Origin of the sequence: Streptomyces sp. NPDC029041 (assembly GCF_040637515.1) — a bacterium.
In the GTDB taxonomy this organism is placed as follows: Bacteria; Actinomycetota; Actinomycetes; order Streptomycetales; family Streptomycetaceae; genus Streptomyces.
In genome coordinates, this window is sequence record NZ_JBEZWO010000023.1 from 24,535 (window position 1) to 40,861 (window position 16,327).

Consider the following 16,327-nt stretch of genomic DNA (forward strand, 5'->3'; position numbering starts at 1 on the left):
GACGTGTGACGGGTGTGAGCGGCGGTGCGGTCAGGGTTGCGGGACACGGGTGCGGCCGCGGGCGAGCCCGCGCAGCCACACCTCGGCGGCGATCGTGGAGTAGAGGATGGCGTCGGAGAGCCCCGGGGAGGCGGGCCGCCGGGCCAGGCGGCGCAGCTCGGCGCCGTCCACCAGCCCCAGTTCCGCCAGCCGTGAGTCCTTCCACAGGGTCAGCAGGTCCGCCCGGTGTTCGCGCAGTCCGTTGGAGGCGTCCATGGAGGCCGTGGCCTTGTTGCTGCGTCGCAGGCACTCCTCGGGCACGATTCCGCGCATCGCGGCGCTCAGGACGGGCTTGTACCGCCAGGGCGTGACGCGCTCGCTCGGACGTACGGAGAGACACGCCTCGATGACGCGGTCGTCCAGGAACGGAGAGGCCATCGGCAGGCCTGCGCGGGCCGCCATCCGGTCCCACTGCCGGATGACGCGGGCGCACGAGCGGATCTGCTCCAGGTCGGTGTGGAGGCCGCGGTCCTGATGCAGTGGAGAGGCCGTCGCCGCCGCGTCGAGCAGGGCCCGGCGCGCGATCCGCTCGGCCTCGGGGGTCACCCAGTCGAACAGGCGTGGGGTCATGCCCCAGCCGAGCCCCGTCGCCACGGGCGGGGGCAACGGGCCGCGCAGGTCACCGGCGGCGTCTGCGAGCCACCTCCGGTACGGCCGGGAGTCGGCGAGGGCGCGCAGGGCGCCGCCGAGCGGCCATTGCCACAGTGCCCGGAACCCGCGCAGCTGGCGCAGGGCGAACAGCGGACGGCTGCGCAACAGCCGGTGGTAGTACGCCTCGGAGCACCAGGCCACGTGATCGCCGCCGATGCCGGTCAGGTGCAGCCGGCTGCCGCGTGCCGCGAGCCCGGGCAGGTGGTGCAGCACCCGGGAACGGTCCATGACACCGATGGTCGGTTCGTCGAGGAGGTCGTCGATGCCGAGCAGGTCCTCGTAGACCAGCGGCGAGTCGTCGGCGTCCCAGACCACGTGCTCGACGTCCGGCAGGTACGTCATCGCCCGCTCGGCCCAGAGCAGGTCGGTGTCCGCCGGGTCCCGTCCGGGCCATGTGCTGGCCACCACGCGGGCGGGGGAACGGTCGGCCAGGAAGCACACGGACGTGGAGTCCAGGCCTCCGGACAGATCGCAGCTGACCACGCCGCCCTGCCGGGTACGCGCGCCGACGGCCTCCTCCAGGGCCGTCCGGATCAGGGGAGCCGCGTCGGCGAGCGGCCGGACCGGCTCCGGCGGCGTCCACCACCGGGTGTGCCGTACGCTGCGCCCGTCCGCGGCGACCAGCACGGCGTCCTGTGGGGGAACGGCGGTGACCGCACGCCACATCGAGGTCTCGAACAGCGGGTACGGGGCGGGCCACAGCAGCCGTACGGCCAGTTCCTCCACGTCGGGTTCCGCGCCCAGGGCGGTGGCCAGAGTGTCGGCGCGGGTCGCTGCCACGCGCACGCCGTCGATCTCCGCGTGGAAGACGAGCCGCAGTCCGCACGCCGTGCCCTGCACTCTGATCCGGCCGTCGAGGGCGCCGACGAGGTGGAAACTGCCGGGGAGGGAGTGGGCCAGCGCGTCGAGTTCCGCGAGATCACGCAACCGTGCGACTCGGCGCCGCAGTGCGTCGGCGTCGATCGGGCAGCAGCCGACGACGGCGAGGGAGGCGCTGCCGACGCTCGCCGTGACGATGTCGTCGTCGTGCCAGTGGCCGACGAGCCAGGGCCGGCCCGACGCGTGCGCGAGGGTCCGGCTTCCGGGGCGGGCGAAGGAGCGGGCCACGGCGGCCGCGCCCGCACGGTCGGTGAAGACCGCGAAGTGCGCGTCGCCGGGGCCCGTCCCCGCACTTTCGTGCAGTTCAGTCATGACGTCGGGTCAAGGACCGTCGGTCGTCAGTTCTTGCTCAGGATCAGCCGGTCGTTGCCGGCGCGCCCGAGGAGCCCCGTCTCCTTCCGGAACGTACCGAGCCGGACGAGCGTCGGCGCCTCGTATGCCTTCTTCATGACCACTCCTCACGTGCAGGTTCGCCGACCGCCTCCCTGACCGGCGGCCCCGGGGTGTGGCCCCGGTGCTGCCGGTCGGCGCCGGGCTCATCGGGAACCCGGGCCGGGAAGCGGACGCGACACCAGCTAGCTGCAGAGCGTGAGTTGAAGGCAAGGGCCTTCGCAAAGCTCGGATAATATGCAAAGTCCGAATCAATCGGGTGGTGCGCCGGCTCACGTTCGGCCCACGCAGGCGCCGGCCGACGTTGCGGGCCGAGTGCGCAAAGGTGCGCAAGAACGTTTTGACATGCGCCTCCGGCAGATGCTCGCGGCACCTGCCAGGACGCAGCCCGGCGACGGCCCGGGCGGGCGCCGCCGGGGCGCACTCCGCTCCCGGGCCGTGCTCCCCTTGGCTCGCACGTTCCCGGGTCGGCTCGGAATTCACCGGGCTACTTCGCCGGGGGCGGCCCTAGGCGCCCGGGTGCCATCCCAGGGCCGGGCCCAGCTCGGTCGCCATGTCGGTGAGGATCTGCACGTAGTCCTCGTGCTCGAAGGAGAACGGCAGGGCGAACGCCACCTCGTCCACCTCCCGGAACGCGACGTGCGCGTGCAGCCGTTCGGCGATCTCGGCCGAGGTCCCCACCAGGTCCGGCGCGAACAGCAGCCGCGCCGGGCCCTGCGGCGTGGCCGTGCGGGGAGTGCGCCGGGCGGCGTACTCCTCGTACCGGGCACGCTGGGCGGGCGAGGCGGAGTCCGTGGGGATGACGACCAGGCCCTGCGAGACGCGGGCCGCGTCGCCGTCGGGATGGGCGGCCCGGAAGGCGCGGATCTGCGCGAGCTGAATCTCCGCGAAGTCGTAGGGGCCCTCGGGCTCTTCGGCCTTCACGACGCTGCTGGTGAGGAGGTTCATGCCGTGCTCACCGGCCCACCGGGCCGACCGCAGGCTGCCGCCGCCGTACCAGAGGCGGCGGCCCAGGCCGGGGGAGTGCGGCTCCACCCGGTCGGAGAAGACCTCGAAGCCCTCGACGCCGCTGAAGTCCGTCGCCGGCTCACCCCGCACGAAGTCCAGCAGCCGTTCCACCCTCCCGTAGCCGAAGTCCTCGGCGTCGGCCGTGTCCGGGTAGAGCGCGCCCTTGACCCGCTCGAAGTGCAGGGGCGGGCCCACGCTCACGCCCGGGTTGAGGCGTCCGCCCGAGAGCAGATCGACGGTGGCCAGGTCCTCGGCCAGCCGCAGCGGGTTCTCCCACCCGAGCGGGATCACCGCCGTGCCCAGCTCGATACGGCGCGTGCGCTGGGATGCCGCCGACAGGACGGCGACGGGGGAGGAGATGCCGTGCTGCAGATGCCGGTGCCGCACCCACGCGCTGTCGAAGCCGAGCCGCTCGCCCAGCTCGATGATCTCCAGGGTGGACTCGTGGCCCGGGCGTGGGTCCCCCGGATCGAACAACCCGATGGTCAGGAAACCCAGCTTGCGCAGCGGTCGTGGGGTCGGCGGCACGAGCCCTCCATCATTGAACTTTCAATGGCGTACGACAGTGCCAACTCCGCGACGCGTCCTGCTGTTCCCGGCCCGCAGGCCCCTCAGACCAGCCCGCCGGGTCCGCCTTGTCCGTCTGCTCGGCGCAGCGGGATCGTCACCTCGTCCTCGACCGGCGGGTCGATCTCCTGGGCGAGGTTGCCGGTCGCCGCGCAGCAGCGCAGCCGGACCGCTTCGGGGGAGACGTCCAGGCGCAGGAAGCACTTGAAGAACGGCGGGCTGTACGTCGCCGAGCTCGGCGAGAACAACGAGGTGTAGATCTTCCGCACCGGCAGCCGGAACCGCCTGGCCCGGTCGGGGCGGCGGCCGGTGCCGAGCAGTCCGGCGACCAGGCGGACGCGGCGGGTGACGCGGGTCGTGGCGCCCGGTCCGCGCGTGGGCTTGATACCGAGCCGCTCGGCGATCACAGCCGCCGCCTCGGCCTCGGTGAGCGTGAAGAAGCGGCGCATCCGCAGTCGGCGGCCGTAGAGGCGGCTGTAGAACGCCAGGGAGTCGCCGCGCAGCGGGTAGCAGCGGAAGTCCTGCTCGGTGACGCCGGCGACGTCGACGCGGGGGATCGTGTGGGTGGCGTGCATGAACGCGCCGCCCCCGCCTGCGACGACGTACTGCAGCGTGCGGCCGTCGTCCAGCCGGACCGGGTAGCGCTGATAGTTGTGGATGTCGCCGCCGATCGCCGCCACGAAGTGGTGGTTCGGGTCGCGGACGATGTCGTCGACGGTGCCGCCCCCCTCGATGGCGCAGGGATCGCTCCGGCCGTCCACGTACAGGGGCGAGCCGGTGACCAGGATCTTCGGGCGGGGTCCCCGGGCCACCTCGCGGAGCCAGGCGCCCTGCTCGGCGTCCAGGGTGCCGAGCAGACCGGTGTCGATGCCGATGATCCGCAGCGGGCCGGCGTCGATCGCCCAGTACGGGCCCGGCTGGACGGCCCGCTGTTCGGGAGCGTCACGCAAGGTGCGTGCCTGCGCGAGGTGTTGTCCCGCGTCCGGACGCGGCCGGTGCCACAGCAGCGACCGCAGCCAGTCCCCGCTGAGCGGGCGCGGCCGGGGCTCGGGCGGCAGGGGCGGGGCGTCGTCGCAGAAAACGCGCATGAATCCGCCGAGGTCCTCGTACCAGTCGTGGTTGCCGGGTATCGCGTAGATCGGCGCCCGGTAGTCCCGGTAGGGGCGGAAGAACTTGGTGCCGTAGTCGTCCGCGCTGCCCACCGGGTAGATCACGTCACTGGCCAGCACCGCGAAGCGGGTGTCCTGACCGGTCCTCAGGAAGCCCGGCACCACGGCGTACTGGGGGTCGTCGCCCTCGCCGGTGTCACCGATGACCAGGAAGGAGAACCGGTCCGGGTCGTCCCGGCGGATCACCTTGTCGGCCGGCGCGCCGGAGGCCGCCCGCTGTGCCACCCACCGGCTGCGCGTCCGGCCGGTGGGGTCGCCGAACCAGGAGGCCAGCACGCCGTTGCGGGCGGCCCACAGCATCCTCGGGTCCAGCCAGGAGATCTTCTCGGACTTCGGCGGCATCAACCGCCGGTACGCGCCCCGTTCGCCCGTGCCCCAGCCGGCGCCTTCGGGGGTATCGCGTGAGGAGTCGGACACGGCTGCACCGTAGCAATCGATCGAGCTGCGTTCGGCGGCGGGCCGCTCACCGCTCGCGCGTGGACGGGGCCGTCGTGCGCCACGACGGTCGGCAGGGGGCCGCGGCGCGGGCGGCAGGCGCGCCGGGCCGGGGTGAAGAGGCCCGCTCGCCCAGCACCAGCAGCGGGTCGAACATCACCACGACCCCGGCCAGCAGCAGGAAGACCACCGGTCCCAGCAGCATCGGCAGCAGCAGGGACGTGGGCGACTCGCCCGCCCACGTCCCGCCGGTCGGGTCGTGCACATGGACGCTGACGGCGGCCATTCCCGTGTAGTGCATGCCGGAGACCGCCACGCCCATCACCAGACTCGCCCCGAGGCTCATGAGGAAGCCGCGGAGGGTGACGGCCGACCACAGCGCGGCGGTCGCGGCCACGACGGCGATCAGCACGGACAGCGCGACACCGACCGGGTCGTAGCCGACTTCGCCGTTCAGCCGCAGCGCCGCCATGCCGAGGTAGTGCATGCCCGCCACGCCCAGTCCGGTGACGGCCCCCGCGACCGCCAGCGTGACAGCGCTCGTGCCGCGGTGGCCGACGATGAACACGCCGACGCCCACCACGGCGACGGCCACGACGAGACTGAGCACCGTCGTGGCCGCGTCGTACCGGACCCGGGTCTCCTCCACGTGGAAGCCGATCATGGCGATGAAGTGCATCGTCCAGATGCCGCATCCGATGGAGGCGGCGCCTAACGCGAGCCAGCCCGTCTTCCCCGACTGCGCGTCGAGCAGCGAGCGCACGATGCACCGCAGCCCGAGCGCCCCTCCCAAACAGGCCATCAGATAGGCCGCCACCGGGGTCACCACCCCGTAGCGGAACCCGTCGACCGTGCCCTCCATGCGTCAACTCCCCCCAGAGTCCTGACCGGTGTTCAGCAAGGTCTACGCGCAGGGATTACGCAAGGGCAAGCCCTTACCGTCGGTAGGTCGCCAACTCGTGTCACCAGGCAGTCGATTGAGGTCAGAATGTGCGCTTCAGCAGGTCCAGCAGCGCCGACCAGTGCCGCTCGTCGCCTTCCCGGTGGTACGCCGCGGTGTCGGCCTGGGTGAAGCCGTGCGGCGCACCCGTGTACACCTCGCACCGGTGGCGGACACCCGCCGCCGTCAGGGCCTCCTCCAGGCGCTCGATCTGCTCCTCGGGCAGGGAGTGGTCCTGGTCGGCGTGGCCGAAGTACACCTCGGCGGTGACCTGGCCCGCCACCAGGTGGGGACTGTCCGGGGCGTCCGTGGCCAGCCGTCCGCCGTGGAAGCCGGCCGCCGCCGCGACCCGGTCCGGGTAGGTGCCCGCGGTGAGCAGCGAGAGGCGGGCGCCCATGCAGTAGCCGGTCAGCGCGACCGGGCCGTCGGCCACCGCGGGCGACTCGGCCAGCCAGCGCAGATACGCACCGGCGTCCCGCATCGCCCGCTCGTTCGTCAGGTCCTGCATGACCGGCGCGATGCGTTCGAATATCTCCGGACGCGCCCCCGGGTCGATGAACTCCGGAAGGTCGAACAGGGGCGCGCGGCCGTGCCGGTAGAACACGTTCGGCACCAGCACCGCGTAGCCCTCGGCGGCCAGCCGGTCCGCCATGCCCCGCAGCCGGGGACGCAGGCCGAAGGCGTCCATGAACACCAGAACCGCCGGATGGGCCGCCCCGTCCGCGGGGTGGGCCAGATACGCGTCGGCGGTGCCGTCCTCGGTGGGGATGTCGACGGCGGTTCCCTGTACAGCGGTCATGGCGGGGCTGCCTCTCTGCGGGGGTGGGGGACTGCAACCCGTCCGCGTGACCGGGCGGATCATGGTCATCGTGACACGCCCGTCCCGGGGCATTTCGCCCACCCCCGGCACACGGTTGAACCGTGAACGTCCCTTGGTGTGCGTTTTACTCGAACCGTGAGGGGTCGCCCGCGCCATGCCGCACGATCTCGGCCTCCCCGCCGGAGAAGTCGACGACCGTCGTCGGCTCGGTACCGCAGTCGCCGGAGTCGACCACCCCGTCCAGCACGTGGTCGAGCAGGTCCTTGATCTCCCAGCCCTGCGTCATCGGCTCCTCCTCGCCGGGCAGCAGCAGGGTGCTGGACAGCAGCGGCTCACCGAGTTCGGCGAGCAGGGCCTGGGTGACGACGTGGTCGGGGATGCGCACCCCGACCGTCTTCTTCTTGGGGTGCTGCAGCACGCGCGGCACCTCCTTCGTCGCGGGCAGGATGAACGTGTAGCTGCCGGGCGTCGACGCCTTGATCGCGCGGAACACGTCGTTGTCGATCCGCACGAACTGGCCGAGCTGGGCGAAGTCCTGGCACACGAGAGTGAAGTGGTGCCGGTCGTCCAGCTTGCGGATCGTGCGGATCCGGTCGATGCCGTCACGGCTGCCGATGCGGCAGCCCAGTGCGTAGCAGGAGTCCGTGGGGTAGGCGACAAGAGCGTCGGCCCGGATGCTGTCGGCGATCTGGCCGATGGTGCGGGCCTGCGGGTTGTCGGGGTGCACGTCGTAGTACTTCGCCATCCGCCGAGCTTATGCCGCCGGCGCGGGTCGGCGGCGCAGCAGGGGGCCGGGCCCGGACACCCCGGCCCTCCCCCGTCCGGTGTCCGGGCCGCGGGAACCGCCCTGCGGACGTGAGGTAACGTCCCCGACCGGTGTGCCGGAGGCGGCACGAGAACGAGGGGAAGGCCCAGGTGGCTGGCCGAGAGGACGGGAACCGGCAGCGCGAGACGCGGGCCGGCACGGACCCGGCGTGGGCGGAGGAACTGCTCGAGCATCTGCGTCCGGCCGGGCGCGACGTCCGCAGAGTCGTCGCCTGGCTCGCCGCCACCCTCGGCGCGACCGTGGCCCTGCAGGACGCCGCCGGGAACCTCATCGCCGGAAACCGGCTCCCGCTGGACGAGGACCTGGTCGCGGACATCACCACCGGCCGGATCGCCTCCGCGGCCTGGGAGAGCCGGGAGCGCCACCTGCGCCTGGTCAGGGTGGAGCACCCGTCCCACGCGTGCGTGCTGGCCGTCTCCCGGCAGGACCCCTTCGACCGGCGGGCCTCCGGTGTCGTCACGCACACCGCCCAGGTGATCGAGTTGCTGCTGACGGCGAGCGAGTCGACCGCGGCCGGGCACCGGCTGCGCCGGGCCACCTCCGACCTGCGCCTGGCGATCCTGCAACTGCTGATGGTCGAGGACACCATCGCCGCCCGTCGCGTCGCCGCCGGACTCTGGCCCGGGCTGCTCGACGCCGAAACGGCGTGCGTGTACGTCGTCGAATCCGCTCCCGACATACGCGACCGCGTCGCCGAGGAGTGCCTGGACCGCACCCGGGAGGACGCCCTGGTCGTGCGCTGCCCGGCCATGGACGGGCATGTGATCGTGGTCGGCCCCAGGGAGAGCACGGGCGACGCTCTGCGGTCCCTCGTCGCACGCAACCCCGGCCTCTTCCTCGGCGGCAGCGTCCGCCAGAGCCTCGCCCAGACCGCCACCGCCTACGGGCAGGCCGTCAGTGCCCTGGCCGTCGCCCACTTCCGGCCCGACAAGACGGCCGTCTACGCCGAGCGCACCCACCCCGAACGCCTGATGGACCCGGTGGCGCTGCGCGGCTGGACGTCCCGGGTGCTGCGCCCCCTCGACGCCCTGCCGCACCACACCCGTGCGGAACTCCTCGCCACCACCCGGCTCGGCCTGGAGTTCACCGCCGTCAACACGGCCAAGGTCCTCGGCGTCAGCCGCAACACCGTCCGCGCCCGCATGGAACGCGTCGAGGCCCTGCTCGGCACCGACTTCGCCGACCTCAGGGCCCGGGCCGTCGTCCACCTGGCGCTCAACACCCGGATCGGTCTGCCCGACGCACCGCCCGAGGGCACCGAGGAGCCGGATCCACGGCTCGCCGACCTGCTGTCCGGACCCGCCGTACGCGCCTGGGGGCGGGACCTGCTGGGGCGGCTCGACGCCGATGCCCGCAATCCGCGCCGGACGCTGCGTACCTGGATCGCCGTCGGCGGCAACGCCGAACGGGCCGCCCAGGCCCTGGGGGTGCACGCCCAGACGGTGCGCGAGCACGTCCGCAGCGCCGAACCCGTCCTCGAACGCCAGCTGCTCGCCGCGGGCACCGACCTGTACGAGGTCGTCCTGGCGCACCTGGCCGTGGCCGACCTCGACCTGCCGGTCCTGCAGACCCCGGCATGAGCCTGTTTGCCTCCGGGGCAACCGGCCGGCCGGATCCGGGCGGGACGAAAGCGGGCCATCCGGACTCAGCTGTGCACGGGTGAGCCCCGTTGAGCGAGCAGCGGGCATCGACACGGTTCACAAGGCCTCGGACGGGGACGTAAATTCAACTCACCGCGGGGGCTCGACCGGAACGGGGGACCGGTCGCGCTCCCGCGTGCTGCCGTGCCGGCCGGCCTCCCCGCCGGGGTGTCAGCCCCGCAGCCGTACCGGGATCTCCTGCCAGCCGAACGCGATGAACGACGGCACCTGCCGCAGTCCGTCGTCGCCGGTGGCCAGGCGCAGGCGGGGGAACCGCTCGAACAGCGCCGGCAGCGCGGTGAGGGCTTCCAGCCGGGCCAGCGGCGCGCCGATGCAGCGGTGGACGCCGATCCCGAACGCCAGATGGTCGTCGGCGCCGCGGGTGGCGTCGAACCGGTCGGCGTCCGGCCCGTAGTGCTCGGGGTCGAGCCCCGCGGCGGCGTACGTCGTGATGATGGCGTCACCGGCCGGGATCGTCACCTCACCGACGGCGAGGTCGGTGACGGCGAAGCGCAGCGGCAGCGAAGCGATCGACGGGTGGGCGCGCAGTGTCTCGTCGACGACGGCGTCCCAGCCGATCTCCCCGGAGCGGACGGCCGCCAGCTGCCCGGGACGGCGGAGCAGGGCGACCACCGCGTTGCCGATGAGGTTCACGGTGGTCTCGAAACCGGCGCCGATCACCAGCAGCAGCGTGTACAGCAGCTCCTCGTCGCTCAGCCGGTCGCCGTCCTCGTCGCGGACCCGGATCAGCTCGGACGTCATGTCGTCCCCGGGGTGTGCGGCCCGGTGGGCGATCAGGGCCGGCAGCACCGTCCCGATCTGCCGCTGCACCGACGCGGCGTGCTCCGGGCTCGGATCGGAGGTGTCCATGATGGCCGCGATGAGCCGGCCGGTGTCCTCCCGCAGTTCGTCCGGCACGCCCATGAGTTCGCAGATCATCCGCATCGGCAGCGGATGGGCGAGCCCCTCCTTGACGTCCACGACCTCGCCGTCGACGGCCTCCAGCGCGGCCAGCAGCTCCGCCGTGATCGCCTCCACCCGGGGCCGCATCGCCTCGGTCCGCCGGAGCGTGAAACTCGGCGCGACCAGCTTGCGCAACCGGGTGTGGTCCGGTCCGTACGTGGAGAGCATGTTCACCACGCCGACCCAGCCCAGGATCCAGGCCCAGGACGGCTTCCCGGCGATCTCGGGCCAGAGCCGCCAGTGCAGCCGCGGGTCCTTGCTGACCCGAGGATCGAGGATGAGCTCCTTCAGCGTGTCGTAGCGCGTCGGCGCCCAGGCCGGGATGCCTCCGGGCAGCTCCACGGGCACGATCGGGCCGAGGGCACGCAGCCGGGCGCTTTCGGCGGCGATGTCGGCTCCCAACGGGTCCAGAGCGATGCGGTCGGTCACGGTCACGGTCGTCCTCCTGGCTGATCGGGGGAGCGGGGGCTGAAACGGACGGGCAGGGCCGTCAGCGAGCGGTGGAACGGACCGGGCCGCCACGTCAGGTGCTCGCGGGGCAGGACCGGTTCGAGGTCGGGCAGCCACTGGGTGAGCCGTTCGATCGCCTCGGTGGCGATGAGCAGGGTGTGCTGCTTGACCGGGCAGGCGTGCGGGCCCGCCGACCAGGACAGGTGAGAGGCGTCCGACGGGTGGCGCTGCGTGCCGCGCTCCAGCTCGGCGGTCTGGGCGAGCGCGCCGTAGGAGATCACCACCGGCACCGCGGCTCTGATCCACACGCCGTGCAGGGTGACCGGCGTACGGGCGTAGTGGATGCCGTAGTTGGCAAGCGGGGTCTCGTGGTGCAGGACCTCCAGCACCGCGTCCGTCACCGGGCGGGCGCCGCTGGTCAGCGTCGAGTAGTAGACCGGGTTGCCGAGGATCCGGGACAGGGCGTTGGACACCAGGTTGGCCGTCGGCTCGTGCCCCGCGCCGAGGGTGAGGAACACCTGCCAGGTGACCTCCTCGGGGGTCAGCCCCGCCGGGTGGTCCAGCAGCCAGCTCGGCAGATCGTCGCCTCGCCGCTGGGCCTTGGCGGCGATCAGCTCCAGCACGTACCCGCCGAACTCGGCTTCCCCCTCGGCCGCCTGGGCGCCGCCCTCGATCAGTTTGCCCAGGGCGCCGTCCAGCCGGTCGCTCGCACTGTCCGGCAGGCCGAACAGGCTGTTGAACACCAGTACCATCAGCGGCCGGGTGAACTCACCCACCAGGTCGGCCTCCCCGCGCGGCCCGATCCGGCTCACCAGCAGGTGCACCGCCCGGTGCACCCGGGCCCGCAGATCGTGCGGCTCCACCAGATCGAAGGCGTCGATCAGCGAGGTGCGGTAGCGCAGATGCGCGCCGCCGTCGGCGAACAGGGTGTTGGGGCGCCAGCGCATCATGCCGAGCACCGGCGCGTCGTCGGGGACGGTCGCCTCCCACGGCCGGGGGTCGTGCGAGAACGTCTCCGTGTCGTGCAGCAGGTCCAGCGCCGCCCGCCGGTCGGTGACGACGTAGGCCGGGACACCGGGCGCGAGTTCCGCCCAGCCGACCGGGCCCTGGGCGCGCAGGGCGGCGTAGTAGGCGTGGGGGTCACGGGCGAAGCCGTCCTCCCAGAGGCGGACGGGCGCCGCGAGGGAGAAGGCCTGCTCGGCGGGGGAGGGGTGGGTCACCGGGGCTCCGGGGGGTGGTGGTCGATCAAGTGCTGTACCAGCGCGAGCAGGGCGTCGACCGAGGAGTCCGTCTCCCGCGCGTCGCACGTCACCATGGGCGTCGTCGCATCGAGGTCCAGGGCGGCGCGCAGCTGCTCGGGCGTGTGAGGGCGGGGCGCGTCCGGGAAGGTGTTGAAGGCGACCGCGTAGGGCAGCCCCGACTCCTCCACCAGTCCCAGCACGTCGAAGGAGGCGTCGATCCGGCGGGCGTCGACCAGCACGAGGGCGCCGAGCGCCCCGTAGGCGATGTCGTCCCACAGCGCCCGGAAGCGTTCCTGCCCGGGTGTGCCGAACAGGTACAGCACGATGCCGCCCGGCAGGCTGATCCGGCCGAAGTCGATGGCGACCGTGGTGGTGTCCTTGTCCCGCACCCCGGCGAGATCGTCGACCTGCGCGGACGCCTCCGAGAGGTGCTCCTCCGTGTGCAGCGGCCGGATCTCGGAGACGGAGCGGATCAGGGTCGTCTTGCCCACCCCGAAGGGTCCGGTGATCAGGATCTTCACCAGGTCCTGGGCGGTGTCGGGCAGGTGGACGCCCGCACCTCCCGGCTCGGCGTCAACGGTGCTTGAGGTCGCGGAGGCCATCGGCCACTCTCTTCAGCAGGTCGGGGTCGAAGCGCCGGGCGGGCGGGATCGGCGCACGAGCCAGCACCAGCTCACGGTCGAGGAGGTCGGCGGCCAGCACCAGCACCGCGGAGACCGGCAGCCGCAGCAGGGCCGCTGCCTCCACCACCGTCAGCGAGCCGTACTCCAGCTCCTCCAGCAAAGCCGCCTGCGCGGGGGGCAGTTCGGCGGGGGCCGGCTCACCGCTGCCGGTCAGCACCGACAGCCGTTCCAGATGCGCACGGCTGGGCCGCGCGACCCCGCCGGTCGACAGGTACGCGGGAACCAGGGGACGGCCGCCTCGGCGGCCGGTCATGCCGGCGTGCCGCCGTCGGCGCCTCGGGGCCCGGCGGCCATCGCCTTCTCGCCCAGCCGCGCCACCTGCGAGTGCACCCGGTGGGCGAGCAGGTCCAGCCGCACCTCGGGATCGCCGTACGCGGCGACGCAGGTGCCATGGGCCGTCGGCACGATCAGCACGTAGCCGTGGTCCGATTCGATGACGACCTGACGGATCTCCGCCCGGTCGGTGTCGGCGAACGCCGCCGCCGCGCTACGGCAGGCGCCCTGCACGGTGCTGGTGATCGCCGCGACCCGCTCGGCCGACGGCCGCGACAGCGCGTCGGTGTATCCGGTGACCAGACCGTCCCGGGTGAGCAGGGCGGCGGCCACGACGTGCGGCACCTCCAGGACCGGTTCGAGCACCCATGCCGTGTCCCCCGTCGCGCGGCTGGTCATCGAGCCGTTCCCCCTTCGTGTCCGGTGCTGCCGGTGTCCTCGGACGCCGCGTCGGCCGTGGTCGCGGCCGGGGCACCCTCTGGTACGGCTGGAACGCCGCCTGTGTTCGACCGCGCGGCCTTCCGCGCCGCCGCTGTCCCGGACTGAAGGGCGCCGAGGGCGGCCGCGGACTCCTCGGGACGGCGGGAGCGGCGTGGTGGCGCGGGATCGGCCGCGGCCGTGCCGCCGGGGCTCGTGGCGCGACCGCGGCGCCGCCGCTGGGGGAGGCCGCCGTTGTCCCGCGGGCCGCGGTGGCCGGGCATCGTGGTGTCATCGCCCAGGTGCCGCTCCGTGCCGTAGCCGTGATCGTCGCCCGTGTCCGTGCCTGCGCCGCCAGGGAGCGGTTCGGCCCTGTGCGGCCCGGCGTCCGGCTGAGCCGAACCGCGGGGCGCGCCGGAACCGCTCGACGCGTCCCGTACGGCTTCCCGCCGGGTCGAACGCGGCGCACTGGCCGCCGGGGGCCGCTCATCCGGGTCGATGCGGGTCAGCAGATGGCTGTCGATCCGCAGCACCGCCCGTACACCGCCGTACGGCGACGGGGAGGACAGATCCACGCTCAGGTCGAACTGCCGCGTCAGCCGGCCGACGGCCGCGAGCCCCATGCGCGGCGGATCCCCGAGCTCGGTCAGCAGGATCGGATCCGAACCGGCGACCATCCGCTGGGCCCGGGCCCGCTCGTCCTGCGTCATGCCCAGACCGGCGTCGTCGACGGTGACGCAGACCCCGTGGTGGACCGCCTCGAGATCGACCACGACGTCCGTGTCGGGCGCGGAGTGCCGCAGCGCGTTGTCGAGGAGCTCGGCGACGATGATGGCGACCGGCTCGACGGCGTGGGACACCAGGGCCGTACCGGCCGCCAGGTGGTTGTTGACCCGGACGCGCTGGTAGCCCGCGAGCCGGGCCTGACCGCCCGTCACCGCGTCGACGAGGTGGGACTCCTCCCGGGCGAGCCCCACCCAGGCTCCGCACACCACCGCGGCGATCTGGGCGCGCCGCAGCGACTGCTCGTTCTCGTGGTCGAGTTCGAACAGGATCTGGGTCAGCTCGGGATCGTCGTAACGCTGTTGCAGTCCCCGCAGGGCGTCCTGCAGCCGGTACAGCGCGGCCTGGATCTCCCGGGTGGCCCCGCGCATCCCGGCCTGCGCCGCGGCGTCGATCCGGGTGCGCTGCGCGGCCAGTTCGGCGTGGAGCCCCGTCAGCACCCGCTCCAGGGCGCTCCCCAGGGGAGAGCCGGCCAGCTGCGGGTTCAGCGGCCCGGGCTCGCTGACGTGGGAATGTGCGGCCTGCCGGGCTGCTGCGGGCACCCGCCGGGCCGCCAGATGCTCGACCTCGGAGGTGAACGCCCTTGTGGTGCCGTCGAGTCGGGCCCGCAGCGCGGCCGTCTTCGCGCGCTGCGCGGCCAAGTGCCGCCGGGAGCGCAGCAGCCCGCCCCCGAGAGCCAACGCGGACAGTGTGCCGAGAGCGAGGGCGCCGACGGCCAGGTCCGGTACTTCGATCATCGAGTCGATTCCAGGAGGGAGTCGGGCAGGGCTGTGTCCGAGGTGCTCAGGCGAGCCACCCGCAGCACAGTACACACCGTCATCGACCGACCTCGCACGGTGGAGCGCCACTTCGTTCCGAAAGTGACCGCTGTCTGTGGGGTTGCGGGTCAACTGTCGGAATTGCCCTACAGGGAAGATGAGTTGGTGGTGCGCAGGGGGCTGACCCCGCGGTCCGGCCACCGTGATCAGGCGGTCGCTCAGGGTGATGGACGAGGGCTGTGTGCCCGGCCGGAGGGAGGGTACCCGTCCGGCGCCTGAAGAGGTCCGCTCCGCGAGAAGGAGGCCCGCATGAGCAGTGGATCGGAGACCGGCGGTGTGACCGGTACGCAGGACAAGGACTACAACCTCATCTGGTACGTCGAGGCGTGCCTGAACAACGCCCTGCGCCTGGAGGGCTACATCCAGGACGCCGAGCGCGCCAAGGACACCGAGGTCGCGGACCTGTTCCGCAAGGCCCAGGCGGACAGCCGCAAGGGCGCCGAACTGGGCAAGGGGCTGCTGCGCGCACGCCTCGACGGGGGCTGAGGCTCACTGGCCCTCAAGGGCCCGGACCCCGCGCGGGTCCGGGCCCTTCCCCGTGCCGGAGCCGGAGGACCTCGCTGACCCGTTCGGCCAGTTCGTCCTCCGTGAGCGTGCCGTCCACCGTGACGGAGGGGAGCCCCAGACGCCCGGTCTCCTCGCGCAGTCGCTCGGTGAACAGGGAGTCCCGCACGGCGAGGTTGTCCTCCGCCCGCCCGGGATCACCGGTCCGCTGCGTGAACCTCCCCCCGCGGGTGGCGCGCCTCGCGAACACGGCCTGGCGGAAGTCCGGTGTGGGCAGCAGCCAGACCGCGTGTCCGGGCTCGGTGAGCAGCGGCTGCACCAGGTGCGGCAGCAACCGGAACCCCTCGACGACCACGGGTACGTCCCGGGGTAGTCGCGCCAGATCCTCGACGATCAGACCGAAGGCCTCGCCCCGGAACCAGTGGAACGTCTCCAGCATGGTCTCGGGGGACCGGTCGACCCACCGCTCGTCCAGGTTCATGGCCAGGAAGGCGTGCAGGAAGGGCGCTTCCTCTGCGGTGGTCCGGTGCGCGTGATCCGCCATCGCGTCGTCGGTCGCGTAGAGACGCCAGCCGTGCCGGTCGGCGAGACGGCGGGCGATCGTGGACTTGCCCGCGCCGCTGCCGCCCCCGATCCAGTAGACGTTCCGCATCCCGCTCCTCTCCCGCGGTTTCCGCTGTCGGGCCGGTTGCCGGCGGCCCTCCATGCCACCGCCCGATCCGGTGGCCGATCGACTCCGAGGCGGCGAAGCCGCCGTCCGAGGTCCGTGGCGCGTGATTGACCGCGCCGCCCGGGTACCCGGCCCCTCCCGCCAGGACCGGCCGGGCGGCC

16 protein-coding genes are annotated in these 16,327 nt (G+C 73.0%); 2 read left to right on the forward strand and 14 right to left on the reverse strand.

Annotated features, from left to right (window positions below; all coding sequences use genetic code 11):
- Window positions 1-30 precede the first annotated feature (30 nt).
- The 7 genes from AB0F04_RS36260 to AB0F04_RS36290 form a co-directional block, all read right to left on the reverse strand.
- The gene (locus AB0F04_RS36260; RefSeq protein WP_362050185.1) at window positions 31-1,881 is read right to left on the reverse strand and encodes a lasso peptide isopeptide bond-forming cyclase; all 1,851 of its coding nucleotides are present in this window, start codon (window positions 1,879-1,881) and stop codon (window positions 31-33) included.
- Window positions 1,882-1,907: 26 nt separating this feature from the next.
- Window positions 1,908-2,018: a keywimysin-related RiPP gene (locus tag AB0F04_RS36265; RefSeq protein ID WP_107056101.1), complete on the reverse strand. Its 111-nt coding sequence runs from the start codon at window positions 2,016-2,018 to the stop codon at window positions 1,908-1,910.
- 448 nt (window positions 2,019-2,466) lie between these two features.
- The gene (locus AB0F04_RS36270; protein ID WP_362050188.1) at window positions 2,467-3,495 is read right to left on the reverse strand and encodes an LLM class flavin-dependent oxidoreductase; all 1,029 of its coding nucleotides are present in this window, start codon (window positions 3,493-3,495) and stop codon (window positions 2,467-2,469) included.
- 83 nt (window positions 3,496-3,578) lie between these two features.
- On the reverse strand, window positions 3,579-5,120 hold the full coding sequence (locus AB0F04_RS36275) for a metallophosphoesterase (RefSeq protein ID WP_362050191.1): 1,542 nt from the start codon (window positions 5,118-5,120) through the stop codon (window positions 3,579-3,581).
- A gap of 46 nt (window positions 5,121-5,166) precedes the next feature.
- Window positions 5,167-6,000, reverse strand: coding sequence for an MHYT domain-containing protein (locus tag AB0F04_RS36280; RefSeq protein ID WP_362050194.1), 834 nt, complete (start codon window positions 5,998-6,000; stop codon window positions 5,167-5,169).
- A gap of 121 nt (window positions 6,001-6,121) precedes the next feature.
- Window positions 6,122-6,877, reverse strand: coding sequence for a dienelactone hydrolase family protein (locus tag AB0F04_RS36285; protein ID WP_362050196.1), 756 nt, complete (start codon window positions 6,875-6,877; stop codon window positions 6,122-6,124).
- A gap of 145 nt (window positions 6,878-7,022) precedes the next feature.
- Window positions 7,023-7,643, reverse strand: coding sequence for an L-threonylcarbamoyladenylate synthase (locus AB0F04_RS36290; RefSeq protein ID WP_053672481.1), 621 nt, complete (start codon window positions 7,641-7,643; stop codon window positions 7,023-7,025).
- 170 nt (window positions 7,644-7,813) lie between these two features.
- On the opposite strand from AB0F04_RS36290, the gene AB0F04_RS36295 reads away from it, so the two are divergent.
- On the forward strand, window positions 7,814-9,304 hold the full coding sequence (locus tag AB0F04_RS36295; protein WP_362050199.1) for a helix-turn-helix domain-containing protein: 1,491 nt from the start codon (window positions 7,814-7,816) through the stop codon (window positions 9,302-9,304).
- 231 nt (window positions 9,305-9,535) lie between these two features.
- On the opposite strand, the gene AB0F04_RS36300 is transcribed toward AB0F04_RS36295, so the two are convergent.
- Genes AB0F04_RS36300 through AB0F04_RS36325 form a run of 6 tightly spaced genes read right to left on the reverse strand, consistent with a single transcriptional unit; the run spans window position 9,536 to window position 14,911 of the window.
- A complete protein-coding gene (locus AB0F04_RS36300; RefSeq protein ID WP_362050202.1) occupies window positions 9,536-10,762 on the reverse strand; it encodes a cytochrome P450 in 1,227 nt (408 codons plus the stop codon).
- Complete coding sequence (locus AB0F04_RS36305; protein ID WP_362050205.1) at window positions 10,759-11,997, reverse strand: cytochrome P450; 1,239 nt, start codon at window positions 11,995-11,997, stop codon at window positions 10,759-10,761. Before AB0F04_RS36305 ends, AB0F04_RS36300 begins: the two co-directional genes overlap by 4 nt.
- Entirely contained in the window at window positions 11,994-12,620 is a 627-nt protein-coding gene (locus AB0F04_RS36310) for an ATP/GTP-binding protein (protein WP_362050207.1), read from the reverse strand. Before AB0F04_RS36310 ends, AB0F04_RS36305 begins: the two co-directional genes overlap by 4 nt.
- Window positions 12,592-12,954, reverse strand: coding sequence for a DUF742 domain-containing protein (locus tag AB0F04_RS36315; protein WP_362050210.1), 363 nt, complete (start codon window positions 12,952-12,954; stop codon window positions 12,592-12,594). The genes AB0F04_RS36310 and AB0F04_RS36315 overlap by 29 nt, the downstream gene beginning before the upstream one ends.
- Window positions 12,951-13,373, reverse strand: a complete 423-nt coding sequence (locus AB0F04_RS36320; RefSeq protein WP_362050213.1) for a roadblock/LC7 domain-containing protein — start codon at window positions 13,371-13,373, stop codon at window positions 12,951-12,953. Before AB0F04_RS36320 ends, AB0F04_RS36315 begins: the two co-directional genes overlap by 4 nt.
- The gene (locus tag AB0F04_RS36325) at window positions 13,370-14,911 is read right to left on the reverse strand and encodes an ATP-binding protein (RefSeq protein ID WP_362050216.1); all 1,542 of its coding nucleotides are present in this window, start codon (window positions 14,909-14,911) and stop codon (window positions 13,370-13,372) included. Before AB0F04_RS36325 ends, AB0F04_RS36320 begins: the two co-directional genes overlap by 4 nt.
- Before the next feature lie 330 nt (window positions 14,912-15,241).
- Between AB0F04_RS36325 and AB0F04_RS36330 the strand changes: the two genes are divergently transcribed.
- Window positions 15,242-15,478, forward strand: a complete 237-nt coding sequence (locus AB0F04_RS36330; protein WP_362050219.1) for a hypothetical protein — start codon at window positions 15,242-15,244, stop codon at window positions 15,476-15,478.
- 13 nt (window positions 15,479-15,491) lie between these two features.
- On the opposite strand, the gene AB0F04_RS36335 is transcribed toward AB0F04_RS36330, so the two are convergent.
- On the reverse strand, window positions 15,492-16,148 hold the full coding sequence (locus AB0F04_RS36335; protein WP_362050222.1) for a hypothetical protein: 657 nt from the start codon (window positions 16,146-16,148) through the stop codon (window positions 15,492-15,494).
- Window positions 16,149-16,327: the final 179 nt, after the last annotated feature.

Bases quoted from the DNA above. Each gene is read 5' to 3' on its own strand.
- AB0F04_RS36290 (WP_053672481.1), bottom strand. From the start codon at position 7,643: ATGGCGAAGTACTACGACGTGCACCCCGACAACCCGCAGGCCCGCACC.
- AB0F04_RS36310 (WP_362050207.1), bottom strand. From the start codon at position 12,620: ATGGCCTCCGCGACCTCAAGCACCGTTGACGCCGAGCCGGGAGGTGCG.
- AB0F04_RS36260 (WP_362050185.1), bottom strand. From the start codon at position 1,881: ATGACTGAACTGCACGAAAGTGCGGGGACGGGCCCCGGCGACGCGCAC.
- AB0F04_RS36325 (WP_362050216.1), bottom strand. From the start codon at position 14,911: ATGATCGAAGTACCGGACCTGGCCGTCGGCGCCCTCGCTCTCGGCACA.
- AB0F04_RS36265 (WP_107056101.1), bottom strand. From the start codon at position 2,018: ATGAAGAAGGCATACGAGGCGCCGACGCTCGTCCGGCTCGGTACGTTC.
- AB0F04_RS36320 (WP_362050213.1), bottom strand. From the start codon at position 13,373: ATGACCAGCCGCGCGACGGGGGACACGGCATGGGTGCTCGAACCGGTC.
- AB0F04_RS36280 (WP_362050194.1), bottom strand. From the start codon at position 6,000: ATGGAGGGCACGGTCGACGGGTTCCGCTACGGGGTGGTGACCCCGGTG.
- AB0F04_RS36315 (WP_362050210.1), bottom strand. From the start codon at position 12,954: ATGACCGGCCGCCGAGGCGGCCGTCCCCTGGTTCCCGCGTACCTGTCG.
- AB0F04_RS36330 (WP_362050219.1), top strand. From the start codon at position 15,242: ATGAGCAGTGGATCGGAGACCGGCGGTGTGACCGGTACGCAGGACAAG.
- AB0F04_RS36285 (WP_362050196.1), bottom strand. From the start codon at position 6,877: ATGACCGCTGTACAGGGAACCGCCGTCGACATCCCCACCGAGGACGGC.
- AB0F04_RS36335 (WP_362050222.1), bottom strand. From the start codon at position 16,148: ATGCGGAACGTCTACTGGATCGGGGGCGGCAGCGGCGCGGGCAAGTCC.